General features: G+C 57.3%; 24 protein-coding genes and 1 tRNA gene. 13 read left to right on the top strand and 12 right to left on the bottom strand.

Translation table 11 applies throughout. The features are described 5' to 3' along the window. The first annotated feature begins 9 nt into the window (after positions 1–9). The 3 genes from CKROP_RS02440 (at position 10) to CKROP_RS02450 (ending at position 2,330) form a co-directional block, all read left to right on the top strand. The gene (locus CKROP_RS02440; protein WP_272867024.1) at positions 10–732 is read left to right on the top strand and encodes an NAD-dependent epimerase/dehydratase family protein; all 723 of its coding nucleotides are present in this window, start codon (positions 10–12) and stop codon (positions 730–732) included. A 93-nt stretch (positions 733–825) separates the two neighbouring features. Then, positions 826–1,011, top strand: a complete 186-nt coding sequence (locus CKROP_RS02445; protein WP_012731158.1) for a hypothetical protein — start codon at positions 826–828, stop codon at positions 1,009–1,011. A 167-nt stretch (positions 1,012–1,178) separates the two neighbouring features. Beyond that, positions 1,179–2,330, top strand: a complete 1,152-nt coding sequence (locus tag CKROP_RS02450) for an MFS transporter (protein WP_012731159.1) — start codon at positions 1,179–1,181, stop codon at positions 2,328–2,330. Between the two features lie 261 nt (positions 2,331–2,591). On the opposite strand, the gene CKROP_RS02455 is transcribed toward CKROP_RS02450, so the two are convergent. Both CKROP_RS02455 and CKROP_RS02460 read right to left on the bottom strand, forming a co-directional pair. Then, a tRNA-Ala gene (locus CKROP_RS02455) sits at positions 2,592–2,664 on the bottom strand. Positions 2,665–2,759: 95 nt separating this feature from the next. Continuing rightward, positions 2,760–3,299 (bottom strand): type 1 glutamine amidotransferase domain-containing protein, encoded by a 540-nt coding sequence (locus tag CKROP_RS02460; protein ID WP_012731160.1) that lies wholly within the window; start codon positions 3,297–3,299, stop codon positions 2,760–2,762. A 282-nt stretch (positions 3,300–3,581) separates the two neighbouring features. Between CKROP_RS02460 and CKROP_RS02465 the strand changes: the two genes are divergently transcribed. Continuing rightward, complete coding sequence (locus CKROP_RS02465) at positions 3,582–4,109, top strand: DUF805 domain-containing protein (RefSeq protein ID WP_169302948.1); 528 nt, start codon at positions 3,582–3,584, stop codon at positions 4,107–4,109. Between the two features lie 120 nt (positions 4,110–4,229). Here the strand turns inward: CKROP_RS02465 and CKROP_RS02470 are convergent, their stop codons facing one another. From CKROP_RS02470 to CKROP_RS02490, 5 genes are all read right to left on the bottom strand, one after another. Continuing rightward, positions 4,230–5,651, bottom strand: a complete 1,422-nt coding sequence (locus CKROP_RS02470; protein ID WP_012731162.1) for an MFS transporter — start codon at positions 5,649–5,651, stop codon at positions 4,230–4,232. 301 nt (positions 5,652–5,952) lie between these two features. Beyond that, positions 5,953–7,065, bottom strand: coding sequence for an alpha/beta hydrolase-fold protein (locus CKROP_RS02475; RefSeq protein ID WP_012731163.1), 1,113 nt, complete (start codon positions 7,063–7,065; stop codon positions 5,953–5,955). A 211-nt stretch (positions 7,066–7,276) separates the two neighbouring features. Then, positions 7,277–8,341: a Fe2+-enterobactin ABC transporter substrate-binding protein gene (gene fepB, locus CKROP_RS02480; RefSeq protein WP_012731164.1), complete on the bottom strand. Its 1,065-nt coding sequence runs from the start codon at positions 8,339–8,341 to the stop codon at positions 7,277–7,279. 160 nt (positions 8,342–8,501) lie between these two features. Beyond that, on the bottom strand, positions 8,502–9,176 hold the full coding sequence (locus tag CKROP_RS02485) for a response regulator transcription factor (protein WP_012731165.1): 675 nt from the start codon (positions 9,174–9,176) through the stop codon (positions 8,502–8,504). Further along, complete coding sequence (locus CKROP_RS02490; protein WP_081429469.1) at positions 9,176–10,033, bottom strand: sensor histidine kinase; 858 nt, start codon at positions 10,031–10,033, stop codon at positions 9,176–9,178. The genes CKROP_RS02485 and CKROP_RS02490 overlap by 1 nt, the downstream gene beginning before the upstream one ends. Positions 10,034–10,173: 140 nt before the next feature. Between CKROP_RS02490 and CKROP_RS02495 the strand changes: the two genes are divergently transcribed. After that, a complete protein-coding gene (locus tag CKROP_RS02495) occupies positions 10,174–10,902 on the top strand; it encodes an ABC transporter ATP-binding protein (RefSeq protein ID WP_012731167.1) in 729 nt (242 codons plus the stop codon). Next, on the top strand, positions 10,903–12,294 hold the full coding sequence (locus CKROP_RS02500) for an FtsX-like permease family protein (RefSeq protein WP_012731168.1): 1,392 nt from the start codon (positions 10,903–10,905) through the stop codon (positions 12,292–12,294). A 3-nt stretch (positions 12,295–12,297) separates the two neighbouring features. Here CKROP_RS02500 and lplB read toward each other — a convergent pair whose 3' ends face one another. Beyond that, complete coding sequence (gene lplB, locus CKROP_RS02505; protein WP_012731169.1) at positions 12,298–13,404, bottom strand: lipoate-protein ligase small subunit; 1,107 nt, start codon at positions 13,402–13,404, stop codon at positions 12,298–12,300. A gap of 113 nt (positions 13,405–13,517) precedes the next feature. Here lplB and CKROP_RS02510 point away from each other — a divergent pair, with 113 nt between their 5' ends. From CKROP_RS02510 to CKROP_RS02520, 3 genes are all read left to right on the top strand, one after another. Then, on the top strand, positions 13,518–14,018 hold the full coding sequence (locus tag CKROP_RS02510) for a DoxX family protein (RefSeq protein WP_012731170.1): 501 nt from the start codon (positions 13,518–13,520) through the stop codon (positions 14,016–14,018). Between the two features lie 107 nt (positions 14,019–14,125). Next, positions 14,126–14,536, top strand: coding sequence for a DoxX family protein (locus CKROP_RS02515; RefSeq protein ID WP_041629147.1), 411 nt, complete (start codon positions 14,126–14,128; stop codon positions 14,534–14,536). Positions 14,537–14,621: 85 nt separating this feature from the next. Next, a complete protein-coding gene (locus CKROP_RS02520; protein ID WP_012731172.1) occupies positions 14,622–15,434 on the top strand; it encodes a zf-HC2 domain-containing protein in 813 nt (270 codons plus the stop codon). A 78-nt stretch (positions 15,435–15,512) separates the two neighbouring features. Here CKROP_RS02520 and CKROP_RS02525 read toward each other — a convergent pair whose 3' ends face one another. Beyond that, a complete protein-coding gene (locus CKROP_RS02525) occupies positions 15,513–17,213 on the bottom strand; it encodes a dolichyl-phosphate-mannose--protein mannosyltransferase (protein WP_148209624.1) in 1,701 nt (566 codons plus the stop codon). A 37-nt stretch (positions 17,214–17,250) separates the two neighbouring features. Between CKROP_RS02525 and rsmI the strand changes: the two genes are divergently transcribed. Continuing rightward, complete coding sequence (rsmI, locus tag CKROP_RS02530) at positions 17,251–18,120, top strand: 16S rRNA (cytidine(1402)-2'-O)-methyltransferase (RefSeq protein ID WP_012731174.1); 870 nt, start codon at positions 17,251–17,253, stop codon at positions 18,118–18,120. A gap of 70 nt (positions 18,121–18,190) precedes the next feature. Further along, positions 18,191–19,972 carry a BCCT family transporter gene (locus CKROP_RS02535; protein ID WP_012731175.1) on the top strand — a complete coding sequence of 594 codons (1,782 nt, stop codon included), beginning with the start codon at positions 18,191–18,193 and terminating at the stop codon, positions 19,970–19,972. Positions 19,973–20,040: 68 nt separating this feature from the next. On the opposite strand, the gene CKROP_RS02540 is transcribed toward CKROP_RS02535, so the two are convergent. Together CKROP_RS02540 and CKROP_RS02545 are read right to left on the bottom strand one after the other, a co-directional pair. Further along, complete coding sequence (locus CKROP_RS02540) at positions 20,041–20,460, bottom strand: RrF2 family transcriptional regulator (protein WP_012731176.1); 420 nt, start codon at positions 20,458–20,460, stop codon at positions 20,041–20,043. Positions 20,461–20,559: 99 nt separating this feature from the next. After that, on the bottom strand, positions 20,560–21,825 hold the full coding sequence (locus tag CKROP_RS02545; protein WP_012731177.1) for an aminodeoxychorismate synthase component I: 1,266 nt from the start codon (positions 21,823–21,825) through the stop codon (positions 20,560–20,562). 138 nt (positions 21,826–21,963) lie between these two features. Between CKROP_RS02545 and metG the strand changes: the two genes are divergently transcribed. Beyond that, positions 21,964–23,802, top strand: a complete 1,839-nt coding sequence (gene metG / locus CKROP_RS02550) for a methionine--tRNA ligase (RefSeq protein ID WP_012731178.1) — start codon at positions 21,964–21,966, stop codon at positions 23,800–23,802. Positions 23,803–23,874: 72 nt separating this feature from the next. Then, complete coding sequence (locus CKROP_RS02555; protein ID WP_012731179.1) at positions 23,875–24,897, top strand: quinone oxidoreductase family protein; 1,023 nt, start codon at positions 23,875–23,877, stop codon at positions 24,895–24,897. Here CKROP_RS02555 and CKROP_RS02560 read toward each other — a convergent pair. Continuing rightward, the gene (locus CKROP_RS02560) at positions 24,894–25,493 is read right to left on the bottom strand and encodes a class I SAM-dependent DNA methyltransferase (protein WP_012731180.1); all 600 of its coding nucleotides are present in this window, start codon (positions 25,491–25,493) and stop codon (positions 24,894–24,896) included. The two genes, CKROP_RS02555 and CKROP_RS02560, sit on opposite strands and share 4 nt — an antisense overlap. Positions 25,494–25,500 lie beyond the last annotated feature (7 nt).

The following is a 25,500-nucleotide window of genomic DNA, read 5'->3' on the forward strand; positions in this document are numbered from 1 at the left end:
CCAAAGCTGATTCCAACCGCAAAAGCTGGAGTAACCAACGTTTTCAGTGCCGCCATTGATGCGGGTGTCAAGAAAATCGTCATGACCTCCTCGGCAGCAGCGGTCTTCCCTGGCCGTGCGGATACGCACCGCACCATCGACGAAACCTTCTGGACTGATATCGATGACAAGCTCGTTACTAACTACATGCGATCCAAGGTTGTGGCGGAGAGAACCGCATGGGACATCATTGGCAAGCAGGCGGGAACAAAGCTCGTCACGATCCTTCCCGGAGCAATTTTCGGGCCGTTCATGAACGGGCGACGGTCCAGCACCGAGCTATTGTTCACGTCGATTTTGCGCGGTGCACCGAGTCCGAAGGCTACGTACCAGGCGGTTGACGTCCGTGATCTGGCCGATCTGCACATTCTTGCAATGCTCGACGATCGAGCTGACGGGGAGCGTTTTATCGCCCAGCCGGGCGAAATCACAATGCCCCAGATGGCGCGGCTACTCAAGGATCGTCTTGGGGAACAGGGCCACAAGATTAGTACGATGACCGTCCCCGATTTTGTTATCAAGGTTGGCGCTCGGTTCAATTCCGCAATGGCCGTAATGAATACGCTGATCGGCATGGAGCACCACTATGACACCAGCAAAGCGCAACGGCTGCTTGGGTGGGGTCCACGGCCCATTGAAGACACCGTTATTGATGCCGCCACATACACGCTAGAGAATAGGGCGGAAGACTAGAAGAATTTATCTGCGGATAAGTTTGACCTGCGCTCGAAAGTGATTGTTTATAGTTGGGCCCACACGTACTGCGACAAGGGAGAGTGGGGCTTAATGGGTAAACGTGAACGAGAGAGCCGAGCCGGTTTTCCCACGCGGGCGAGCCTGGAAGCGTCATTCCCCGATGATGTTGACGAGCTCAAGCGACAACTAGCGAAGCTGACCGTTGAGAAAGCTCTGGTTGACGAGGAGCTTGAACTGGTAAAAAGACGCCAGCGTCGTGTCCGGCGAGCTGAGTAATCGGCATAAAACGCAGTTCATCGCCGCCTTACACACATCTACCGCTGATGATGCTGCTGGACGCCTCCGGACTGGCTTACTTAAGCCAAAGTATCGTCTACTGTAACGACCGCATTTTGATGACGTCTAGGCATACCAGAGAAACGACTTCCGAGGAGAAAACCTAGATGGGACATTTTCCGAGCAATCAACTCGCATGGGCGATAGCAACGCCGGTTACGCGGCTAGTCGTAACCACCATCACAATGGTGGCCGTGGTTGGAACGGCAGCGGTAGGAGAAAGCTATGCTGCTGGAGGACTGATTTCTGGTAGCTATGCCGCGGGAGAAGCAGCTGGGGCAATATGGCTCACCCATAAGATGAAACAAGTTGCGATTGGTCGCGAATTAAGAACAATTTGCCTTGTCGGGGCCATGCTACTGCTTGCAGCTGGGGCAATACTGTGGTTCATCCCCTCTTTATGGCTGGGTGCCGCTTTAGCCATCCTTGTCCTTGGGGCGATTTCATCACCAATACCAGGTGTTCTTAGGTCCTCTGCCACTCAAATGACAAGCAGTTCCCAGCGGATACTCGCGATTGACAATGTCGTGAACCAAATATGTTGGGTTCTGGGGCCAATCCTGGGTGTCGTGCTGGTTCACCAAACGAATACGGTAATTGCATACGTTTCCTTAGCGCTGTTATTGCTTGGAGCAGCAGTAGTGGCCCCTCTTGCAATTCCCAGCAATTATCGCCATGAGTCTGGAGAGGGTGGAAAAGCATCATTCCGTCCCATCGCAGTTCCAGTTGTCGCGTCTGGTGTGATCATGGCTGTCACTGCCTCCTTCGACACACTGGTTCCTGGCCTTTTGACCCACTGGTTTGGGTCAGATGAGAAAGCAAGTTTTGTCTTAGCTTTATTGGCCTTGGGTAGCGTTGTTGCTTCGTCGGTTTTCGGCATCAAGAAGTCGTGGCCGAAGCCCGAAGTACTTGCGATGATTTCAACAGTGTTCATGATTGCCCTTTTAGCGACGGTAGGAAGCGTCCAGTCTTACTCAATCCTGCTAGGCGTTGCAGTGCTCATAGGGGTTGTTCAGGCGCCATCCATGGTCTTAAGGCAAGTAATCGTATCTGATTTAGTCTCGCACAAACGTAGGGCGTCCGCCTTTTCCCTGCTATACGCGGCCGGAGGCATTGGCTACTCGCTCGCGGCGGCCGTGACCCCTTGGACCGCCGATATGCTCTCAGCCCGCTGGGGATCGGCAGTAACTGCTGGGGCATGCCTCGCCATCCTTGGATGGGCTGTTTGTCTTCAAAGAAAGCAGACACCATCTGAGTGAAAGGCACGAAAGAGGTAGTAAATCATCATCTTTAATCGTGTACAAACGGAACCCCTTACCGAGGACGGAAGTCGATAGCAACACTTTCCTGGCTAATGAATTATGCGTGGCAGTTTCCGAAGGGGTATCTGAGCTACACGGCCATCCGAAAGACGAATCTGATAGTGATTCGGTGTTCCAGGATGTAGCTCATCAGAGGCGTCTCTACCTGCAGATATGCGAAAATCCCTGGTCAACAGTGACCAGGGAAAACAATGTTTGTGGAGCATAGGGGAATCGAACCCCTGACCTACTCGATGCGAACGAGTCGCGCTACCAACTGCGCCAATGCCCCGCGGACCCCCAGCACTTTACTCCGAGGATCCGTGATCCCCAAAACAAACAGGTCGTTGGGTGCCACGGGGCCGAGCCGATTCCCGCTGCAGCTCGTTAAGACAGCTCGTCGGTGAGTGCCTTGGTGAAGGCCGGCAGGTCATGCGGGTTGCGTGAGGTGATCAACACCCAGTCATTTCCGGGGCAACGGAAGACCTCTTCGTCCACCCAGTGAGCACCCGCGTTCTTGAGATCCGTGCGAATGGACTGGTAGGACGTCATGGTCTTGCCCTCGGTCAGTCCGGCGTCGATAAGCGCCCACGGCGCGTGGCAAATAGCGCCGACCGGCTTGTGGGCCGAGGCGAACTCGTTAAGGATGCGCTGCGCCTCCGTATCGATGCGGAGGGTGTCGGCGTTGACGGTTCCTCCGGGGAGAACAACCAGGTCGTAATCGTCGGCACTGATTTTGTCGAGGGTCGTGTCGGCTTTGACGGTGGATGCCCAGTCTTTGTCGCCCGTCACGGTTTGAATGTCGTTGCCCGAGTTGGAAGCGATGGTGACATCAATGCCTGCCGACGATAAGGCGTCGCGTGGTGAGATAATTTCTGGCTCTTCGACGCCGAAATCAGTTGCGATGATGACTGCTTTCTTTGCCATGACGTTATCTCCTCAAAAACTCGAATAGATTTATTGTGTTGATCTGTTCTGGAGAGCGAACGGCTTCTCTTGTCGGGGAAGAGAGCGCACCGCGGAAGAAGTACGCGATTATATGGCGGTTTTGTTCCGCCCTCTCGGTTAGATCCAACACGTATGAGTGAGATGTATTCCATCATGTGTGGCGATGTGTGGCGCTAGCCCAATGTTCCGATTTAGTTAAACAAGTTCAAAACGTTGATTTTGGCCTAAAAAACGATGCGAAAAATTGTTAGGGTAGGGAACATGACTGATATGCAGCCATTCCCATCGCAGAACGACACCCAACAATACGGAACCGCTACTCCAGGTAGATACCACGGCCCCGATGATGCCCCTGAGTACAACGGTGAGCCACCATTGTCGCAGCCCTTCTACGGCGCAAGTTTGCCTGCAGCCGTCAAGAGATTCGTCACCAGAGTCCTTCGGTTCAAAGGACGCTCCTCAAGGTCCGAATACTGGTGGGTTCAGTTGGTCTTGTTCCTTATTTACGCTGTGATTTCCGCAGTAGCGATTAGTGCTGGTGTGGATCCGGATGATGTGACCAATCCAGTGGGACTCGCCAGCGCTGTCTTTAGTGCGATTATTTTCGTGCCCACTCTTTCGCTCACATGGCGACGCTTGCATGATGCTGGCTTTGCCGGGCCGTGGTGGTTCATTACCTTTACGGTTATCGCTGCTCCCGTGCTCCTCATCATGACGATCTTTCCGTCGAGGCCCGAGAAGATGAAAGAAAAGTGGGACGACAAAGAAAATCTTTCATCTGCCGTCTAACAACCACGTGACGACGAAAAACACGTGACTCAGAAGAAAGTCACGTGATGAAGAACCCGAGAATCGGGCCTTGACATGGCGGGGAAATACAACCCCGCCATGATTCGTATGAGATCGTCGTTAAATGTCTTCCAACGACCTCGACGATGACTTTGGCCCTGTCAATGCCAGCAATCCGGCGGCGACACCAGTCAACGCAATCATCGCAAAGCCAGCGAAGAATGACGTCTTGTTAACAACGAAGGGCAGTAGGAGCGAACCAACCGCGCCACCGAGGTGACCACAACCATCCGCGATGGAGAACCCGCGCGCACGTAACGTCGTCGGGAAGGATTCTGCGGTGAAGGTGTAGCCCATCTGTAGGTAGGATCCCAATGCCATGGACGCCAGGAATGAACCAAGCGTCACCATGAAGGAGCTTGCCATCGTTGCGATGCACAGCATTCCGGCTGCCCACACCAGCGTACAAACAAAGATGAGGTACTTGCGCTCGAATTTATCGGAGATAAAGATCATGATGAGCGCGCCGGTCGGGTAGCCGATAGCACCGATGGCGAGGTACAGAATCGACCCGGCAATGTTCTCGCCGTGCGACGAAATAAGGTCGGGGGCGTCACCCAAGAAGCCGTAGTTGCCGATGTACCACAGGAACCACATCAGAGCCATAACAATGGCCGTGCGCAGGTACTTTCCTTCAGTAAGCGACGGGGCGCTGTCTGTCCCGGTGAGCCCAAGAGAGCGATCCTGCCTCTCTTCTTCTTTTTCAACCTCTTTCCGGAATTCCTCGCGAATCTTCTGCCCTTTACGCAGCTGCTCATCGGTGAAGTTCGTTTCCATCTTCTCGATGATCTTTTCAGCATCATCGCAGCGCCATTGGGAAATTAACCACCTGGGCGACTCGGGGAGGGCCAGGGCAAAGAGAACACCGAAGACGCCGACAAGTGCGCCGATGAAGAATAGCCAGCGCCATCCGGTGTGGAAGTTCGGAACCAATGCCAGAGCAACGAACGGTGTGATTGCCTGGCCAATAATTCCGACCATAAAGGTAGCGACGGAAAGCTTGCCGCGCTGGTTAGCCGGTGCAATTTCGCCGACGTAGGTGGACGCTAGGTTCAGCGCTGCTCCCACGCCCATGCCAGTCAAGAAGCGCCAGAGCGAAAGATCCCACACGGTGAAGGAGAACCCGCAGAGGAGAGATCCCGCTCCAGAGAAAACGAGGGAACCGATGAAAGAGACTTTCCGTCCCTTTGCGTCGGAAAGCCAGCCAGCGAGCAGCGAACCAATAATGTAGCCCACGAGACCGACGGCAAGGGCCACGAACAAGGACATGTCCTGGCCCAGATTCATTTGCTCGTCGATGGCCGGCATGGCGAAGCCGATATCGCTGATGTCATAAAAAACGAAGAAGTATGCGATACCGATAACGAAGAAATCACGCTTGCGCAGTGGCCACGCAGGGAAGCGATCCATGCGGGCCAAGAGCTCACGACCGCGTTCGGTAGTGGATTGTTCGAATGTGGTGCCAGTTAGTTCATCAGCCATTGTAAGTCGCCTCCAAAAGTAGGCAGATGAATGAAATATCTGCAACACGTCCTGTGAGGTGGGCATGCTGCGCATAAAAATGGTCAGCTAACAGCGGATGCTGGGGTTGAAAAATCGGCGTCAACAAGTGAGAGGCGTTGTTGCTGGCCCACTAACTCCAGCCTAGTTTTTGGGCTGCGCACCCAAGTTTTTCTGAAAGATAAAAACCAAAACCACCCTATTTAAGGTGTGGAAATGGGGTATTGACTCCGGGGTGAGTGTGGGAATTGGCGCGGCTTTTCAGAATGCTCTTCCCGGAACGCTACTGCGCCGCCATGAAGGAGAGCCCGCGTGTCAGGGCACCCCGCCACGCTGCAGGATCGTGCCCATGTGTGGATATATCGAAGTGGCAGCGAATGTGGGCTCGTTCCAGCTCCTCGACGACCGCACGCGCATGGGACTCCATCAACCCTTCACCGGTTCCCACGTCGAAAAAGAACCGTGAATCATTCTGCGCGAGTGCTGCCACAGTGGCGCGGTGCTGGAGCTTCTCCGCGATGAGTCCGCCAAGTGGGCCGGGCAGCCGCGGCCCCTGTCGCGTTGGAAACCAGAATGATGGTGAACACCCGATAGCGGCATGGAACGCTTCGGGGCTTTCAATGACGCAGTCGGTGGCGCATAGCCCGCCAAGGCTCTGGCCAGCAACAATGACGTAAGGGTCGGCAATGTCATAGTTGCGCGTGACGGCGGGGATGAGGTCGTCCTGGAGCGCACGCCTCCAGGCGGGATTGCAGCCAAGATCGCGGAGGCGGTTCTGTCCGCGCTCTGTGGAATCTGTCGTTTCGACGGCTACCGCCGTGACCTCGGGAATGCTGCCGCTGGTCTCGAGCGCGCGGAGTGCATAATCAAAACCGGTGTGCGCCCCGTACCAATCTTGCCCGTCGAGAAGAATGAGCAGCCACGGTCGACGGCGATAATTATCGCTTTGATTGCCGACGGGAGTCCGCACCCACACATGTCTGTCCTGGAAAAACTCCGACGATGAGTGCCATGTGTAAGGGGTAAACCCGGCCGTCGTGTTGTCGGCAGGGGCGTCGGATATGTCCACTGCGTCCCAACCAGGCTCCGGCAAGGCGTCATCGAGCCGAACAATCCCGGATGACTTCACGTGGTACGGGTGGTCAGTATCGGGTGCGGGATGTGACGATCGTCGTGATCGTAGGGGAGGTATCTGGGCGCGCGGATCGACCACCATGAGTGTCATGAGGGCTTTCCAGCGCGCCGGAAAATCGATCTGTTGATGAGGATCGTCGTGACGGGGAGTCTCCACGATCTCGTCGGGAACCGCTTCTGCAGGCATGATGTAGTAGGAGCCGCAGAGATCCGACGGTGCGGTCACCGTGAATGACCACCACCCATCGTGGTGATCCGTCATTCGGTGGAGGGCAGCATCGTGGTGATCATGAATCCCGGAGAGGTGGAAAAACACTGTGTCATAGCAACGACGATGGCCGTCGCCACGCGACAGTGATGTTTGCGCGTCAGAGGCTTGCGGTTCCTGCCACCAGAAAACCAAGGTCCGAGTAGTGGCAGTTGGCCCCGGGCAAACAACGGGATTTGATCTCAACGATGCGGGAGGGGGAGTTTTAATCGAACAGGTCCTCTAAACGGTCAATCATGGCCAGTGAGCTGTAGTAATCCATCCGGAATGTGTCAGTGCCCATGGAATACACGGACTTGTTCTTTACGGCGGGGGTATCAGCCAGAACTGGATTGCTCTTATATGCATCCACGGCTTTATCATCCGCTGCGAAGAGGAATGCCGTCTTGCCGGTAGCCGCCGTCGGCAGATTCTCAGCGGAGACGACATAAACGTCAGACCGCTGGCCCATCGAATTTGCTCCGCGTGCACTTTCTGGAACGTCGGCAAGGGTGAACCCTAGCTTGGTGAGCAACTTGCCCTGTGCAGACTCCTTTGTCCACACACGTGCCGACTTGTTTTGCGGGGTATACACCAACGGCGTGACCGGTTGCGCAGGCTTCTTGATCTCATCACGAGCTTTAGTCACGGTGTCATCAAACTTCTTAATGACGTTAGAGGTTTTCTTCTCTAGGCCTGTCGCTTTCCCGAGCATTGTGGCGATATCTTGCCAGTCTTTGTCGGAGTAGTCGATCATCACTGTGGGGACAGCCTCTGAAATCTGTTCATAGAGGTCAGGCGTTGCGTCCTGGCCAGTCGAGGACATCACAACCAGGTCAGGTTTTTCAGCAAGGATGGACTCCGCCGAGGGGTTGAGATCCAGGACCTTCACATGCTCTTTGTCCGCAACCTGGGACCACTGAGTGAAGAAGCCGTTGTCATCGGTGAGAGGCGTTCCCTTTTGTCCGCCTGCCGACGCCACGACCGGCGCACCAATGGCGAGCAAGGAACCGGTCAGCGTCACCGCAGCAGAGACGACTTTCTTCGGCTTGGCCGGGATCTTGACTTCTCCGTGATCGGTGGCCACCGTGCGTGGCCACGTTTCGTTGGCCTGTGCGGATGAGCTCTGACCTGATTCAGAAGATGAAGAAGAGGCCGTATCCGATGACGACTGGGTTGAATCCTCATTGCGCGAGCATGCGGCTGTACCCATGATGAGTGATACGGCGAGTGTTGACGCTACAACCGCCCGCACTGAGCGCAAGCGATGGGGAGACCTGAAACGGGACACGGAGGCGACTCCTTCTAGAGAAACAAACAAATGAGGGTCCCCATACTACTGGACGTGCAAAAGTAAAGATAGCCTCAAATCTAGAGCCGGAGTGTGCTGCAGGTTTATCGTTTAACCGCGCCAGATTAAGCCCTCGGATTAACTTCCCGGAATAACCGGGTCAGATCAGCCCCGTCGTCTCCGTTAAATACTCCAAAATCGCCCGCACTCGGCGGTTATCTTCACCCGGTTCGAGATTGAGCTTTAGGAAAATATTGGACACATGTTTCGCCACCGCAGCGCCAGAAAGGAACAGGTCCTGCGCTATTTCGGCATTGGATTTTCCGCGCGCCATGAGTTCCATCACTTCACGTTCGCGCGCGGTGAGTAGCCGCAAACCTGATCTGCCGGACTTCATCAACGCTGTCGCAACATCCGGATCGATGACTACTCCGCCCTGCGCGACAATCGTAATGGACTCCAGGAAGTCTTTGACCTTCCCAATCCGATCTTTCAGCAAGTAGCCCGTGCCCGCGCCGTGGGAGGTTCCAGGCGTGAAGAGCTCACGAGCATAAGCAGGAGCCACGTATTGGGAGAGCACCATGATGCTTAACGACGGAAAGCGCTCGCGCAGCTGAAGGGCAGCCCGTAAACCATCCTCGCGCATGTCAGGAGGCATACGCACGTCGGTAATGAGGAGATCGGGTAAACCGTGATCGTCACCGAGGCTTGTCACGGCGTCGAGTAATTCCGTGGCAGTCGTCGGCTTCGCAATAACCTCATATCCGCGTTTTTCAACTAACCCTGCGACGCCTTCGCGCAACAAGGCGGAATCGTCGGCGATGACAATTTTCATTATGAATCCTCACCAACCTGGTTCACATTCCGACCGGATGTCGCGGAAGCAGACCCCGCGGAAGTAGCCGACACGGTAGTAGTCGTAGAAGCAGCCGCAGCACTAGGGGAGTCGGCCGTGGGATATCCGCTCTGCCCGCGGTTGAGCATGACGGGAATCGACGCAATCACCGTCGTCGGCCCACCAATCGGGGAGTTCAGCTGCATGGAACCTCCGAAGGCAGCCAAACGCTCACGCATTCCAGATAATCCCGGGCCCAAGCGAGCTCCGCCGTCCCCCTCGTCGACAATAGAAATCCGTAAATCCTGGTCAGAGACCAAAAGGACGGTGACCGGCGCGCCGGGAGCGTATTTTGCGGCATTGGTCAGGCACTCAGCGCAGAAGAAATAGGCTGACGCCAGCACACTGGGCTGGAGCTCGGGGAGTGGATGCGGGCAATGCACGGCGATATTCGAGCCGTATGATTCGGCTATCTCCTGAACGGCAGCGTATAAGCCCTGGTCGCGCAGCACTTGCGGGTGAATACCGTGGACCGTGCGGCGGAGAGCATGAAGCCCATCGTCAAGGTGCGAGCGCGTCTCCTCAAGGAGCCGCTGTAGCTCCGCGCTCCCATTCTCTGCCTCAAGTTCGGCTTCCCCGAGCTTAAGAGACGCGGCCACAAAATACTGCTGAGCCCCGTCGTGAAGGTCATTTTCTATGCGACGGCGCTCCACCTCGTAGGCATCGGCAATGGCCCGGCGCGACGCCGTCAACTCGTTGATGCGCTCGGCGGCCACACTTTCATGCGACCGCGAACCAGCGAACCGGTTCCGGGGCCGTAAGTGGTGCGATAATCGTTGCCAGGCTGATAATGCCATGTGTGCCATGATAGAAACTTAGCCCCCTCGTGAGTAGCGGCCGCACCCTCTCCACCAGCGATGGGGGTAGTGCTAGATCTACCACGATTCGGGCGCTAGAGCTGTGGTGAACTCGGTGGACAAATTGTGAAATAGGTGCCATGAAAGATCACAACGCGCAACAGAGCCAGCGACGCTCCTCGCAGTATTCGCTGGTTGTCCACGACATCACGAAATCGTTTGCTTCAACCCCAGTGTTGACGGGTATCTCCTTGGAGATCGGCCAGGGTGAATCCGTTGCGGTTATGGGTCCGTCGGGCTCGGGCAAGTCCACTCTTTTGCATTGCATGTCCGGCGTGCTTGTTCCGGACGACGGTGAAATCCGGTACGGCGATACCGTCGTTTCACGGCTGAATGATGCGAAAAGGTCGGCGCTCCGGCTGCGCGAATTCGGGTTTGTGTTCCAAGACGGGCAACTCCTTCCGGAGCTCACGGCTCAGGAAAACGTGGCTCTTCCGGCGATTTTGCAGGGCACGTCTCGTAGGCGAGCGTATGCCGACGCCGCCGACATGTTGAAGCGCCTGGGGCTAGGCAAGCTGATCCGTCGTCGACCAGGGAAAATGTCTGGCGGCCAGGCACAACGCGTCGCCATCGCCCGAGCCATCGCGGCTAAACCGGCCATTATTTTTGCCGACGAGCCGACGGGCGCTCTCGACCAATCGACCGGCCACGAAGTCATGCAGCAGCTGATCGCGATCACCGAGCAGGCGGGCTCCACGTTGGTGATGGTGACTCACGATCAAAGTGTCGCGAATTGGTGTCAGCGTCGGATTGAAATTCGTGATGGCATCATTCATGACGATCGTATGTTGTCCGGGGCGGTGAGCTAAATGGCTGTTTCCTTGTCGACGCTCTCCCACCTGGGAGTTCAACTGCAAAAAGCGTCCCATAGGGCGGGGACGGGGAATAAATGGCTTTCGGCGTTAGCGGTGTTTGCCTTTACCGTGAGTACGTGGATGGCTATGACTGTTGCCGGCGGGACGTGGATGTTCTACGAACGTTATCGTCAGCCGACGGTGGCCTCACTCCACGACATGAGTGGTGAGCTACGGCAAATATATGTTGGCCTTGCGGCCGTTGCCTGTGCTTTCGTTGTTCCCCCGATGATGTCTCTTGTAGCACAATCAGCGGTGTTAGGGGCTTCCGGCCGTGAGAGGCGCTTAGCAACACTCAGGCTGCTGGGATTATCCAACAGAGACATCACGCGACTCACCTTGGTAGAAACCAGCGCGCTGGCATTCGCTGGTTTGGCGCTCGGAACTGTGATTTATGTGGTGTCGGCACCCGCGTGGTCGCTAGTTAGTTTCCAAAACACCCGCATCGGTCTTTGGGAAATTCTTTTACCGTGGTGGGGCTATCCAGTTTTATGGGCAATCATCCTTGTCCTCGCAGCGATAGCTGCAGTGGTTGGTCTCAAGCGTGTTATGGTGTCGCCACTGGGAGTCTCAAAACGGGACGTTCCCACGGCGCTTAAATTCTGGCGGCTCATCATTTTTGTTGTGATCGTTGTGACTGCCCGCGTCGTCTTATCTCACATCGAGGCTGATTCTGTCAATGTCGGGTGGTCTCTGGTTATTATCGCGGGGATTCTGTATGTCGTTGTGTTCGGTATCAACCTTGTGGTGCCCTGGCTCATCCAGTTCGCAGCCCGTATATCAAGCTTTCTTCCGGGGAAGCTCAATTTCTTAGCTACGCGTCGAGTGATGACAGACGGGCGTACCGCGTGGAAGCGGGCGAATGCTCTTACTTTCCTCGCGCTCCTGTTGGGGTACGTGGCTGTCATGCCGGGGAATCCGGGGGATGAATTGGGTGATCCCACAATCAATCGGGATACGGTGACTGGAGCCGTCGTCACCTACGGTGTTGGCTTACTCGTGTCGATTAGTGGAACCATGTTGAACCAGGCATCCTCAGTCTTTGAAGAAGCAGAACTTACTCGTGCGCTTGGTTTTATGGGTGTTCCGTCGTCATTGCATAGGAGAGTTGCGATGAAACAGACGTTTTATCCGCTTCTGATGACTAGTGGTTTGACCTTTCTCCTCGGCCTGTACTTGGGTTGGTTTTCCTACAGCCGGTTTGACAAGGATCTTTCGGCCGGTCCGCAATTAACGTGGATTATCGGCGCCTTTGTTATGAGCCTAGTGTTGTCGGTGGTCGCAACAGTTTGTGTTGATCCGCTGCGCCAGAAGCAGATTGCTCACCATGTTCGCCGGAATGACTAGCCGTCACGGAATCCTCTTCGTCCATGCGTCATTACCGAATTTGGTGCTGACCAGTTCCTCCGCTTCCTTGATATCCGCGTCCGTCAGCGACGCGGGTTTCGCGCCATACCGCGTCATGAACTCCTGAGCCATCGTGTCGATGATCGTCTCGCGGGGGACACCGGTTTGCCGTCGCAAAGGATCAACTCTCTTATTTGCCGACGCTAACCCCTTCGACGACACCTTGACCTTCCCGATGCGGAGGACGGCCATCATCTTGTCGGCGTCGATGTTGTAGCTCATCGTGGTGTGATGCAGGATCGCTCCGCGACGGCGCTTTTGTGCAGCTCCTCCGATTTTTCCGCCGTCGGAGGTGATGTCGTTAATGGGGACATACCAGGCGTTGACGCCGTGCTTGGCTAGCGCTGCTAGTACCCATTGGTCGAGGTATTCGTAGGATGCGACGTACGAATAGCCCTGGACGAGTTCGATGGGTGCGTAGAGCGAATAGGTAATGCAGTTTCCGCCCTCCATAAACATGACACCGCCACCAGAGATTCGTCGCACGGGTGTAATTCCGTATTTGTCGATTCCCTCTTGGCTTAATTCATTTGAATACGATTGGTAAGAACCGAAAACGACGGCTTTATCGTCCCATTCCCAGAAACGGAGGGTCGGTCCGCGACGCCCATCGGCGACCTGGTTCAAGAGCAGCTCATCAAGGGCGACGTTGACCGGGGTGGGGAGCACACCGGGGCGGAGAATTTCCCATTCGTAATCGGTGAAATCTTTGCCGCCAGAGACCGCCCGTTTCACGGTCACGGCAATATCGTGGATGGTTAATCCCTCGAGATCAAGATTGTCGAAATGAGCTAATGCGGAATTGAGTCGGGACTCAAGTGCCTCAGTAGACGCGGAAGTTTTTGTTCCTACCAATGCTGGGGCAATTTCGTCATAAGCTTCATCGGGCTCGAGGAAGAAATCACCGGAGATTTGTAACGAAGTGATGGTGTCATTCTCGACGGTGGTGTCAATAACAACGAGTTTCCCGCCAGGCACTTTGAGCTCAAAGTGAATAGGGCGCGGTGACGAAGGCTGGGTACCTGACGAAGTCTGAGTATCTGTTGACATGCGCCCGATTATAGGTGGTCTAACGAAAGCTACTTAATGATCTTGAGTTTGCCTACCCATCATGAAGTTCCGCTATCTGTGCGTGGTTGGCTATTTTTGCTAATGTAGTTGATATGTCAACGAAACTGGATCCTTTCTTCCGCGACGCAGGCTTTTTTATCTTCCGCCTCGTCCTTGGTTTTCTCTTTGTCATGCACGGCTGGCAAAACGCCGTCACTAAGGGATGGGGGAGCACCCGCGACTCCTTCGCAGCCATGAATATCCCGGCCACCGATATAGCAGCGACGCTGGCGAGCTGGGGTGAACTGATCACCGGCGTTCTCCTCATCCTGGGGCTTCTCACTCGTCTCAGCAGTCTTGTCCTCGTGATCGATATGGCTGGTGCATTCTGGTTCGTGCACAAGGACGCCGGACTGTGGAGCAGCGATGGCGGCTACGAATACGTCCTGGTCTTGGGCGCGTGCGCACTCCTGCTCCTCATGGCTGGTCCCGGCGCGGTCAGCGTCGACAAGCTCCTGTTTGGGCGGAAGAAGAACTCCTCTGACGCACCCGCGGCACGTGTGTCCAGCGAGATCGCTCAGCCCCGTGATGGCGTAGAACCGACCGTCGCATAAATCGGGGTCATTATCCCCGCGATGTTCATCACCCCGATGTTCATCCCCCCGATGCGCGGAAACCTATGTTTTCCGGCTAGGGGTCCAGCTCGGGTACGGTCATGTTTATGAATAAACCGGAGGTTCGTGACGCGGCACTTCTCTTGCTGCGCATTGTCGTCGGTTTGATCTTCATTGCTCACGGCTGGGATAAAGCGATGATGACAGGCTTATCCGCAACCGGGGGACAATTTGATCAGCTGGGGATCCCTCAGCCAGAGCTCATCGCTGCTCTGGTCTCATTCGTCGAAATGATCGGCGGTGCCATGATCTTTGTGGGGATCCTGGCACCCGCTGCCTCTGTTGTCCTCATCATGGACATGGTCGGTGCGCTCTGGTTTGTCCATCTTCATCGAGGCTTCTTTGTCGCCAACGGCGGAGTGGAGTTTGTTGCTCTCCTTATCGTCACTCTCATCGTGATCGCCATCTTTGGTGCCGGCAGAGCTAGCCTCGATTACTTCTTCCAGCGACGATCCTGACGATTCTGGGGCCGCTACTTTGGAACGGCTGTTCCGGGGTAGTGGCCTTGAGGTGACGGTGTGGTCGGCATGACGAAGGGGAATTATGGAGTGCAGTGAGGTGCGTCAAGCACTATCAGCGCGCATAGACGGTGAACGGTCCCGCGCAACCTGGGACGACGACGTGATCGACGCCCACTTGGCGGAATGCGAAGACTGCCAAAACTGGTACACCCAAGCTCTGACTCTCGGGCGCACCTTGCGCGTGGCCCCCGCTGACGACTCCGAATCCATCCCCGATTTTTCCGAGTTCCTCGTCCAATCCGTGCCAGAAGATCAACTGCCACACCGCAGGTCGTGGCGAGTGATTTCTCTATCTTTATCCCGGATCGCTCTCATTGTTTTAGGGCTCATTTATGTCGGCTGGGCCATCTATTTATTGAGCCATTCGACGACGCTCACCGGCAGCCCAGTCCCGTCGGGCGGTGACTCCGATGGCGCAGTGGGGGATTCCCATGACCCCGACGTCGCACGTCTATTTATCGACGCCGCCGCCATGCGTTTATCCCTGGGATTCTCGCTCTTCTGGTGTGCGTGGCGTCCGCGAATGACCGCCGGAATGATCCCCCTCTTCGGCGCCCTATGGGCCTTTACCGCGGGCTTTGCCTCCAGGGACATTGTCCTCGGGCTTGCCACACCTCAGCAGCTGATGGGCCTCGTTCTCTTCATCGTGACCGTCCTCGTCATGGTGTGGTGTTGGTTCAGCCACTTCGGGGTCAGTGCTGGTGACGTGGTGACTGGCTCCCTGAAATCATTTAGCGCCCGGCCCGTCAAGTCGACTTTTTCCGACGCTAGGGAAACGGCCCGCCTCATTGATGAGGCTAATGACGACGTCCACCGTCACGTGGGTGATCAGTAGGCCGCCTAGCAGTGCTTTTCTGCTAATGCCGGGAGCTTTGCCCGCGCCGGGGGCCTTCCCGGCGCCGGGAAGCGTGGCTTATTTCCAGCTCGGAAGCCACATATGGGCATCCCACTCAGAACCGGACAAAGGCATGGCCACCATGAGCGGCAGGAAGTAAATAAACATCGCGACCACCGCGCCCAGGTAGAGGCACGCCAGGATGGAACCGGTGTCATTGATCCATAACGACTTCACACGGGACCAGCGCGACGACGAGGCAGCGCGCATCGCCACACTTCCCGATGCTTCTACCGCGCGCGGACGAACGCCCGACGAGCCCGGGTTTCCTGCGTCACCAGACCGCGCACCAGACCGGCGTCGGCTAGAAACCCCTTGCCGACGCCGTGACAGGTAGCCTCCAAGATGCTTGCCCAAAGCGCGGTTCTTCAAGCGCGAATCCGCAATGGACCACGAATACAGCTGGCCCAGGCACAGCGCAATGGCCATGATGAGGAAGGGGATCATATTCGTCGCGTAGAAGAAATACATCTGACGGTCAACGTCGGTGAGCCACGGCAGGAATCCGGCCGCGTAGCCGACAACCGGCACAGCCCAGCGTCGATCCTTACCCACAATCCAGCACCACGCCGCCCACGCGATGACCGGAACAGAAATCCACCAAATAATCGGCGTGCCGAAGAGCATCTGCGCGTAGTGGGTGCCGTCGTCATGAACTGAGTCGTAGTAAATCATGGGCCGGGTAGAAGCCAACCAGGACCATGGCTTGGATTCCCACGGGTGATAATGCCCATTGGAATTGGTCAGCGTTGCATGGAACTGGAGTACTTGCTGTTGGTAATACAGCCAGTTACTCAACGGGGAGGGAACATGTTTCAGAATGCTTCCATCTTCAATAAGCCCCGATTCTTTAGCATGCCTGTACACACTGTTTTCGTCGGCAAACCAGGCACGCCACGAGAACATGTAAACCGCTAGGGGAAGAATAGCCAACGACGCAATCGCGGGGAACGTATCTCTACGCAGCGTGCCCAGCACAGGGCGCTGTACACCGAAGCGGCGTCGTCGGGCTAAATCGGCCATGACCGACAGCAATCCGAAGAAGAAAATGTAAAAGAGACCTGACCATTTCACTCCGGTCGACAAACCAATGCTGATTCCGGCGGCGAATCGCCACCACCGATATCCCATGCGTGGGCCCCAGGGGGAATCCGTCATCCGGCCTTCATGACGGACTTTTTTCATCCGGTCCTGCATCTGTTGTGCATCGCGTACCAGCAGATATGCCGCCGCCACCACAAATATGCACTGGAAAACGTCCAGCATTGCCGTGCGCTGCGTAACCAGCAGAACGCCGTCGCAAATGGCGATAATGCCCGCCATACAAGCGATCATGGTGGAATCCGCCAAGCGCTTCACGGTGCCCATAATCAGCAGGATGATGATGACGCCGCACGTCGCGGAGGCCGCCCGCCACCCAAACGCGTTGTAGCCAAAGAGCCACTCGGAAATCATTTCGATCTGTTTGCCCACAGGCGGGTGCACCACCAAGCCGTACGCTGGATTATCTTCAATCCCGCCGACAAAGGGGTTACTCCACGATCTCACCATTTGCCACGCTTGCGGCGCGTAGTGCTTTTCGTCGAAAACCGGGGCACCTTTATCTGTCGGAGAACTCAAACCGATGAACCGCGTCAAGAAAGCCAGAATGCCTATCACGATTTGAGTCCACCGGTAGGGCGAAATGAGAGGTGTCGGCGAAGAATTCCGGGCAGTCACGCAAATTAGTATGCCAGCTGTATGGGAAGCTAGACATATGAGTCAGGATAATTCTTCCTATCGCGGCGGGATCGTCGTCGCGGGAACGCCATTAGGCAACATCGACGACGCGTCGCCACGGCTGCGTCATGCCCTCGCCACCGCGGATGTTGTCGCAGCAGAAGACACCCGCCGGGCACGCAATCTTGCCAATGCGTTGGGCATCGACATCTCCGGGTATCTGGTGTCGAATTTTGACCACAATGAATCCAGCCGCGTCGATGCTCTCATCAAAGAAGCCCAGCGTGGCAGAACTGTCCTCATCATTTCCGACGCCGGCATGCCCGTGATTTCCGACCCCGGGTTCCCCGTTGTGGAACGAGCCCACGACGAGGGCATCCACGTGGGCTGTATCCCGGGCCCCTCGGCCGTGACCACCGCGCTGGCGATGTCGGGCCTTCACGTCGGCACGTTCTGTTTTGACGGTTTCGTGCCGCGCAAGGCCGGGGCGCGTCGGGAGTGGTTATCGTCGTTAGTCACAGAACGACGCGCCTGTGTGTTCTTCGAGTCGCCTCACCGCATTGAAGAGACTTTGAACGCGGCGGTGGAGATTCTCGGTGGCGATCGCCGTGCCGCTGTGTGCCGTGAACTTACCAAGCTCTATGAGGAGGTTCGTCGCGGGACGCTGGAGGAGCTTGCCTCCTGGGCTGCGGAGGGGATCCGTGGTGAGATCACCGTCGTCCTGGAAGGTGCTCGTGACGCAAATACTCATCCGCCGGTGGAAGACCTCATTGATGATGTTGAAGCGCGTGTGCGGGCTGACGGTCTTCGTCTCAAGGACGCGTGCAAAGTTGTCGCTGACCAGTGGGGGATGCGGAAAAAGGATCTTTATGAGGCCGTCGTCGACGCCAGAAAGGCGAGTGAATAGGTGGAGCTTAATAATTGCTGAAAACTGAGTAGCAATTGAATAAAAAAGAGTCCTGTTACATAGTGGACGAATGGACCATAAGAATATCGATCCTGAAGTCATTCTTGGTGACTATGATCCCGAAGTGCTGACAGGGGAGGGACAGCTCGGCATGTCCGACGCTACCGACGACGCTCCCACCGACTGGAGAGTCGTAGGACCCGCGGCAGCACTCGTGCTCGCTGTCATCCTATGGGGACTTATCGCGCCCAACGGGTTCGCGGAGTTCGCCTCTGACGCCCTGAGCTGGATCGTCAACAACCTTGGTTGGATGTTCGTCCTGTTCGGGACGGTCTTCGTCTTCTACATTTTGTCCATCGCGTTCTCGCGGTTCGGCTCCATCCGGTTAGGCCGCGACGATGAAGAACCCGAATTCTCGACGCCATCCTGGATTGCGATGATGTTCGCGGCAGGCATGGGAATCGGCCTGATGTTCTACGGCACGACAGAGCCGCTCACGTTCTTCCGCGAAGGTGTGCCCGGCTCAGAGCCTGAAGACCTGAACTCGGCATTTGCGTCGACACTGTTCCACTGGACTCTGCACCCCTGGGCAATCTACGCCATCGTGGGACTGGCCATCGCCTACGGCACCTTCCGCATGGGCCGTAAACAGCTGTTGTCCTCGGCGTTCATTCCGCTCATTGGCGCGAAGAGAGCCGAAGGCTGGATGGGTAAAACCATCGACGTCCTGGCCATTTTTGCCACTGTGTTCGGTACCGCCGCATCGCTGGGTCTGGGCGCGCTGCAGATCGGCTCAGGGATGGACGAAACCGGCATCATCCACAACCCGGGTACGCCGGTGCTGGTCGGTGTCGTGGTCATCCTGTCCCTGTTCTTCTTGGCATCCGCCGCGTCGGGCGTCGGCAAGGGAATTCAGTACATCTCGAATGCGAACATGGTCATGGCCGCCGTCCTGGGGATTTTCGTGCTGATCGTGGGCCCGAGCGTCGTTATTCTGAATATGATCCCGACGGCATTCGGCAGCTACGTCCAGCAATTCTTCGAAATGGCTGCCCGCACTGCCGACACCGATAATGGTACGGCCGGTAAATGGCTGGGCACCTGGACGATCTTCTACTGGGCATGGTGGGTCTCCTGGTCACCCTTCGTCGGAATGTTCATTGCCCGCATTTCGCGCGGACGCACCATCCGCGAGTTCGTCTGCGTGGTGTTGCTGGTTCCGTCGGCAATTACGGTGGTGTGGTTCTCCATCTTCGGTGGGACGGCTGTTCACCTGGAGGAAACTGGCCGCTCCATTTGGGGTGACGGTGATTCCACCCACCAGCTGTTCTCGCTGCTCAAGACCATGCCTGGGGCGCAGATCTTCTCCATCTTGGCGATGATTCTGCTTGCTACGTTCTTCATCACGTCCGCTGACTCGGCCTCGACGGTGATGGGCTCGATGTCCCAGAACGGCCGTATTGTTGCCGACGTTCGCGTCACGTGCCTGTGGGGTGTGCTCACCGCCGCAATCGGTGTTGTGCTGCTGGTTTCCGGCGGATCGGACGCGTTGAATAACCTGCAGTCGGTCACGATTATTGCGGCGTCGCCCTTCCTCCTGATTATCATTGCACTGATGTTTGCGCTGGTGAAAGGGTTTAGGGAAGACCCTGTGTACTTGGATCACCGTGAGCACCGACGCTTCGCGTTGAAGCTTGCTCGCGAGCGACGGGTGGAGGCGGCTCATGCTGCGCGCCAGCGTCGTCGCGCTGACAAGATCCGCGGAAAGGACCGGCGGTCTGAACAGACCTCTGAGCAAGCTACTGGCGGTTCGTCAGACGGACCGTCGACAGCGATGACGAGAGCTGACTAGCAGCTGACTAGCTGAACCGTGGTGACGGCCGACGACTAGCCGTCGTCAATGAAGGAACACGAAAGACATCACGCCTGGTGAGGAACCTGAGGCCTCACGGGCGTGATGTCTTTTATTGCCACTGCATCCAAGGAAGCGAAAAACGCCTCCTGCGCCTGAGCTAATTCGTGCTGCAGCCGGCAGTTGACGTTAAAAGGGCAGGGGTGGGGGTGCTCGCAGTCGATCACCGGGCTCGGCCCCTCGAGGAAACGGACGATGGCCCCGACGGAATAATCCTCGGCGCCGTCGACCAAAGTGATTCCCCCTCCGCGGCCACGAGTGGCGTCGATAATGCCGAATTCCGTCAACCGCGATATGACCTTCGAAACATGGGTTCGCGGAGCGTTAATCGCTTCGGCTACCTCGCGGGCTGTTGTCCGCGCATTCCCTGACCCCACCATATGCATGAGGGCACGTAAACCGAGATCAGAGAACTTCGTAAGATTCACAGTCTCAGCGTAGCGCCACGGGCCAGGGCCAAAAAATACGAGAACCGGCCCGACGATTCACGCGTGGTTTCTGTGATCAACGCAGCATTGACGACGCCGCTACCAGCGTAAAGTCGACGTTTTGGTCATGATCTCAGCCCATTCAGCGTCGGGAGTGGAGTCAATGGTGATCCCGCCGCCGGTGCCCAAAACCAGCTCGCCATTCACCCATTCCGCGGTGCGAATGGCCACATTCGCCACGATATCTCCCCAGTTTATCCCCACTGTTCCACAATGAATACCGCGCGCCACCGGCTCCCACTCGGCCAGATATTCCCGCGCCCGTAACTTCGGTGTGCCCGTCACCGACGCCGGCGGGAAACAGGCATCGATAATGCGGGAATCCCGCGCCGGCGACACATCGTCCACCTGCCCAGACACCGTCGATACGAGATGCCACACCCCCGGTGCCGGGACGACCTTCAGCAACGAGGGCACGGTCACATCCCTGCACACGCGGCTGAGGTCATTGCGGACAAGGTCCACAATCATGATGTTCTCCGCAACATCCTTCCTGCTCCGCGCGAGTTCCTCGGGATCGCGATCGATGGGAATAGTCCCTTTAATTGGCGACGACCACACCGTGGAGCCCCTGCGTTCCAGAAACAGTTCGGGGCTCAGCGAGGCAATGGCGCGGTCATTTGTTGCCAGGAACATCGCGTACCTGGGGCGGGTGCGATGGACAGTCGAGAGCCACCACCGGGCGGCCTCGGCGCGCGACGTCATTGGCGTCCGAAACTGAGCGGAGATGCACGCTTGGTAGACCTCCCCGGCGCGAATGGCGTCCAGGCAGCTGAGGACACCCCGGCGATGGGCCTCCCTGTCGCCGGTGCTCCAGTGCGTGGGTAGGGAGACCTCGTCAGCGGAGTGATAGTGGCGACGATGATCCGCCGTAGCGAGGATTCCCGCAGCCCAATCGGGGTCGCCGTTGGTGAGCCATTCCCCGTCGCGTCGCCATATCACCTGGTGAGCGGTAACGCCCGCGGCATACACCGTGGGGTCGGGGTACGAGATGAAACCAAAACGAACGCCATTGCGGGGATCAGAAGCGGTCTCCGTCGATTCATCGTCGTTGTCAGAAGGGCTGGCGGAAGCAGCGAAAACTCCAGGTGGGGGCGCTAATGCCTCGTCCGGATCGCAGTAGGTGCATAACGCATCCGGTGCGATGACGGCCTCGAGCTCACCCCAGGCACCGATAGCCATCGCGGGGAGGTCGTCGTCGATAAGAAGTGATACACCCACATCGACGGGGTCCAGTGAGCTGTAACCAAGGCGTGTGACGGAAGCAGGGTCGTCGTGAGGCGCGTCGAAGATGCCGGGGAGCATAAAAATACTGTAACTGTCGGCGTGGGCGTCGGCCTGAACTGCCGGTGGGGACGTCGGAGGCCTACGACGGGCACTAAGCGAGCACTAAGACTGCCCTTCATGTCGGTAAAATTTGCAGCGCGTTGTAGCCTAGACGGTATGTCTGCACCCATACTTACGTCTGTCGCCTGGCCCTATGCCAATGGGCCCCGCCACATCGGACACGTCGCCGGTTTCGGTGTTCCCTCCGACGTTTTTGCCCGTTACCAGCGAATGCGTGGGCGCGACGTACTCATGGTCTCCGGCACTGATGAGCACGGAACTCCGCTCTTGGTTCAGGCGGAAAAAGAAGGCGTCAGTGTGCAGCAACTTGCCGATACATACAACAAGCAAATCGTTGAAGACCTGGCCGGACTTGGTCTTTCCTATGACCTCTTTACCAGGACGACGACGCGCAACCACTACGCCATCGTCCAGGAGCTTTTCACGACGCTGTACTCCAACGGATACATGGTGAAGCAAACAACCCTGGGGGCGATTAGCCCGTCGACGGGACGCACGCTTCCGGACCGCTACATCGAAGGCACCTGCCCGATCTGCGGCGCACCCGGCGCGCGCGGCGATCAGTGCGATACATGCGGCAACCAGCTGGACCCCGCCGACCTGATCGACTCCGTCTCAAAGATCAATGGCGAAACACCGAAGTTCGTGGAAACCGAGCACTTTTTGCTCGATCTGCCCGCACTCGCGGACGCGCTAGGGGAGTGGCTCGAATCCCGCCAAGACTGGCGGCCCAACGTCCTCAAGTTCTCCCTGAACATCTTGAAGGACATCAAGCCCCGCGCGATGACACGCGACATCGACTGGGGTGTTCCCGTCCCCCTCGAAGGATGGGCCGATAACAAGTTCAAGAAGCTCTATGTGTGGTTCGACGCCGTCGTCGGATACCTGTCTGCGTCTATCGAGTGGGCTCATCGCATCGGGGACCCGGACGCGTGGAAAAAGTGGTGGACCAACCCTGAGGCCAAGTCCTACTACTTCATGGGCAAGGACAACATCACCTTCCACTCCCAGATTTGGCCCGCTGAAATGCTCGGATACCGCGGTCTCGGGTCACGTGGCGGCACGGAAGGCAAGTTGGGTGACCTTCAATTGCCGACGGAAGTCGTGTCGTCCGAATACCTCACCATGTCGGGCTCGAAGTTCTCGTCATCCAAGGGCGTGGTGATCTACGTGCAGGATTTCCTTCGCGAATTTGGCCCCGACCCGTTGCGCTACTTCATTGCTGTCGCCGGGCCGGAAAACAACGACACGGACTTCACCTGGGACGAATTCGTCCGACGTAACAACAACGAGCTAGCCAACTCGTGGGGCAACTTGATTAACCGCACGGTGTCCATGGCGGCGAAGAACTTCGGCGAAGTCCCCGATATTTCCGGGCTTGAGCTCACTGACGACGATAACGCTCTCCTCGACCTCGCGGAGAAAACCTTCGACATCGTTGCGGACAATATCGAACATTCGCGTTTCCGCGCCGGGATTAACGAGGCCATGCATGTGGTCGGTGAGGCCAATGCCTACATCGCTGCTCAGGAGCCGTGGAAACTGGCCAAGGATGAGGACCAGCGTGACCGCCTGGCCGTCGTTTTGCACACGGCGCTGCAGGTCGTGTCCGACTGCAATGTGCTGCTCACCCCGTATTTGCCACACGCTGCGCAGAAGGTACATGAAACCCTGGGGCGCACCGGCGAGTGGGCGGCCATGCCGCGAATCGACGAAGTGACGGATGACACCCCGGTTGAGCTCATGGGGGTTGGCCTTCCCGAGGAAGGGCGGACCTACCACGTGATCACCGGTGAGTATTCCCACCAGCAAGCAGCTTGGAAACGTATCCCCATCGAAGCCGGCACGACACTGAAGAAGCCGAAGCCGATCTTCGCGAAGCTGGACCCCGAGTTGGCGGAAACCGGCCCGGAGTGGGCGCCCGTCGTCCACTAAGCCGGGGTTCTGTCCCAGTCACCGGGGATTCTCTCCCTGCTGGACGCGCCGTCTTCACCTATGGTGGGGGTCATGAGCTCTTCTCAAACAGTAACTATCCCTAACACCATGCACGCGATCCGAGTATCCCACACGGGAGGGGCGGACGTCCTGGAATATAAGGATGACGTCCCCGTTCCCCAGCCCGGGCCCGGTGAGGTTTTGGTGAAGATCGACGCGGCCGGCGTCAACTACATCGACACCTATTTCCGTGAGGGGATTTACCCCACAGACATGCCCTACACACCAGGCGTTGAGGGCGTCGGACGCGTCGTCGCCAAGGGGGAGGACAATGGCGACGCTTCCTCCTCGGGCGAATTGTCCGTCGGAGATCGCGTCGCTTTCTATAACACGAACTGCTCGTATGCGGACTACGCGGCGGTTCCCGCGTCGGCAGCAGTGGCTATCGAGGAAACAATCGACGATCCGACGGCTGCGTCGTTAATGACGCAGGGGATTACGGCCCATTACCTTTCCGACGGCTGCTACTCGCTGGGCGAGGGCGACACGTGTGTCATTACCGCGGGTTCGGGTGGCGTCGGTTTGCTTCTGACACAGATGGCGAAAGCGCGGGGAGCCACTGTCATCAGCATCACCTCTACGGAGGAAAAGGCGCAGCTCTCGCGGGATAACGGCGCTGATTACACCATTAATTACGACGACTACTCGCCGGAGAAAATCCGTGAGTTGACGGATGGGCGTGGCGCGGACGTCGTGTATGACGGCGTGGGGAAGACCACGTTTGATACGTCTATTCATTCGCTGCGGCCGACGGGAACGATGGTGTTGTTTGGTGCGGCGTCTGGCCCGGTGCCGCCGATTGATCCGCAACTGTTGAATGAGGCGGGGTCGGTCTTCCTGACCCGGCCGAGCATTAAGGATTGGACCTCGCGCCCGGGGGAGCTGCAATCGCGAGTTCAAGCGGTTGTTGGCATGGTTGCCAATGGCTCAGTGAAATTCCGCATTGGAGGGACGTTCCCGCTCTCTGAGGCACGCACAGCTCATGAGCAGCTGCAGGCGCGAAAGACGACGGGATCGTTGGTGCTTATCCCTTAGTTCCGCGTCAGCACGGCAACGAGGAACGTGCTGGTCTCGTCGTACGGATCCGCATTCCACGATGAGAACATGTGTTGTGGTGTGAGGCCGGCGGCGTCAGCGTCGGCAAGAAATTGTTGGGCCGTGTATCCCCGGTCGAGGGCGAAGCCAAGGACCATGCGGCCGCGGTCGGCAAGCCGGCTCGAGAGGTTTGCGACAGCCGTTGCGCGGTGGTCGGGGGCGATGAAGGGGAACACGTTCCCGGCCGAGTAAATAATGTCGAACGGTCCCTCGGGGAAGTCCTGGGGGTCGGGGGATTCAGCGCCTAAATCGGCAACATGCCAGTCGCCGTCGGGCAGGCGGTTCTGCGCCACCGACACTAAGTAGGGGTCAACATCCACGCCCGTGACTGAGTGCCCTTTCTTGAGCAGGTACGCTCCTACTCTTCCGGTGCCGGCGCCGGCGTCGAGCATCCGTGAGCCGCGCTGCGCCAACGCGTCAATGAGGCGTGCTTCGCCGTCGATATCCCTCCCTTGGGCAACGAAAACATCCCACCGCTTTGCATAGCGGTGGGAGTGGTCAGGGTTGGCAGCAACAATGTCATTCCACGTAGGCATGACATTC

The sequence above is a fragment of the Corynebacterium kroppenstedtii DSM 44385 genome, from assembly GCF_000023145.1.
Classification (GTDB): domain Bacteria; phylum Actinomycetota; class Actinomycetes; order Mycobacteriales; family Mycobacteriaceae; genus Corynebacterium; species Corynebacterium kroppenstedtii.

Coding starts and splice junctions, on each gene's coding strand:
- CKROP_RS02445 (WP_012731158.1), top strand. CDS start 826: ATGGGTAAACGTGAACGAGAGAGCCGAGCCGGTTTTCCCACGCGGGCG.
- CKROP_RS02450 (WP_012731159.1), top strand. CDS start 1,179: ATGGGACATTTTCCGAGCAATCAACTCGCATGGGCGATAGCAACGCCG.
- CKROP_RS02460 (WP_012731160.1), bottom strand. CDS start 3,299: ATGGCAAAGAAAGCAGTCATCATCGCAACTGATTTCGGCGTCGAAGAG.
- CKROP_RS02465 (WP_169302948.1), top strand. CDS start 3,582: ATGACTGATATGCAGCCATTCCCATCGCAGAACGACACCCAACAATAC.
- CKROP_RS02470 (WP_012731162.1), bottom strand. CDS start 5,651: ATGGCTGATGAACTAACTGGCACCACATTCGAACAATCCACTACCGAA.
- CKROP_RS02475 (WP_012731163.1), bottom strand. CDS start 7,065: ATGACGGATCACCACGATGGGTGGTGGTCATTCACGGTGACCGCACCG.
- CKROP_RS02485 (WP_012731165.1), bottom strand. CDS start 9,176: ATGAAAATTGTCATCGCCGACGATTCCGCCTTGTTGCGCGAAGGCGTC.
- CKROP_RS02490 (WP_081429469.1), bottom strand. CDS start 10,033: ATGGCATTATCAGCCTGGCAACGATTATCGCACCACTTACGGCCCCGG.
- CKROP_RS02495 (WP_012731167.1), top strand. CDS start 10,174: ATGAAAGATCACAACGCGCAACAGAGCCAGCGACGCTCCTCGCAGTAT.
- CKROP_RS02500 (WP_012731168.1), top strand. CDS start 10,903: ATGGCTGTTTCCTTGTCGACGCTCTCCCACCTGGGAGTTCAACTGCAA.
- lplB (WP_012731169.1), bottom strand. CDS start 13,404: ATGTCAACAGATACTCAGACTTCGTCAGGTACCCAGCCTTCGTCACCG.
- CKROP_RS02510 (WP_012731170.1), top strand. CDS start 13,518: ATGTCAACGAAACTGGATCCTTTCTTCCGCGACGCAGGCTTTTTTATC.
- CKROP_RS02515 (WP_041629147.1), top strand. CDS start 14,126: ATGAATAAACCGGAGGTTCGTGACGCGGCACTTCTCTTGCTGCGCATT.
- CKROP_RS02520 (WP_012731172.1), top strand. CDS start 14,622: ATGGAGTGCAGTGAGGTGCGTCAAGCACTATCAGCGCGCATAGACGGT.
- rsmI (WP_012731174.1), top strand. CDS start 17,251: ATGAGTCAGGATAATTCTTCCTATCGCGGCGGGATCGTCGTCGCGGGA.
- CKROP_RS02535 (WP_012731175.1), top strand. CDS start 18,191: ATGGACCATAAGAATATCGATCCTGAAGTCATTCTTGGTGACTATGAT.
- CKROP_RS02545 (WP_012731177.1), bottom strand. CDS start 21,825: ATGCTCCCCGGCATCTTCGACGCGCCTCACGACGACCCTGCTTCCGTC.
- metG (WP_012731178.1), top strand. CDS start 21,964: ATGTCTGCACCCATACTTACGTCTGTCGCCTGGCCCTATGCCAATGGG.
- CKROP_RS02555 (WP_012731179.1), top strand. CDS start 23,875: ATGAGCTCTTCTCAAACAGTAACTATCCCTAACACCATGCACGCGATC.
- CKROP_RS02560 (WP_012731180.1), bottom strand. CDS start 25,493: ATGCCTACGTGGAATGACATTGTTGCTGCCAACCCTGACCACTCCCAC.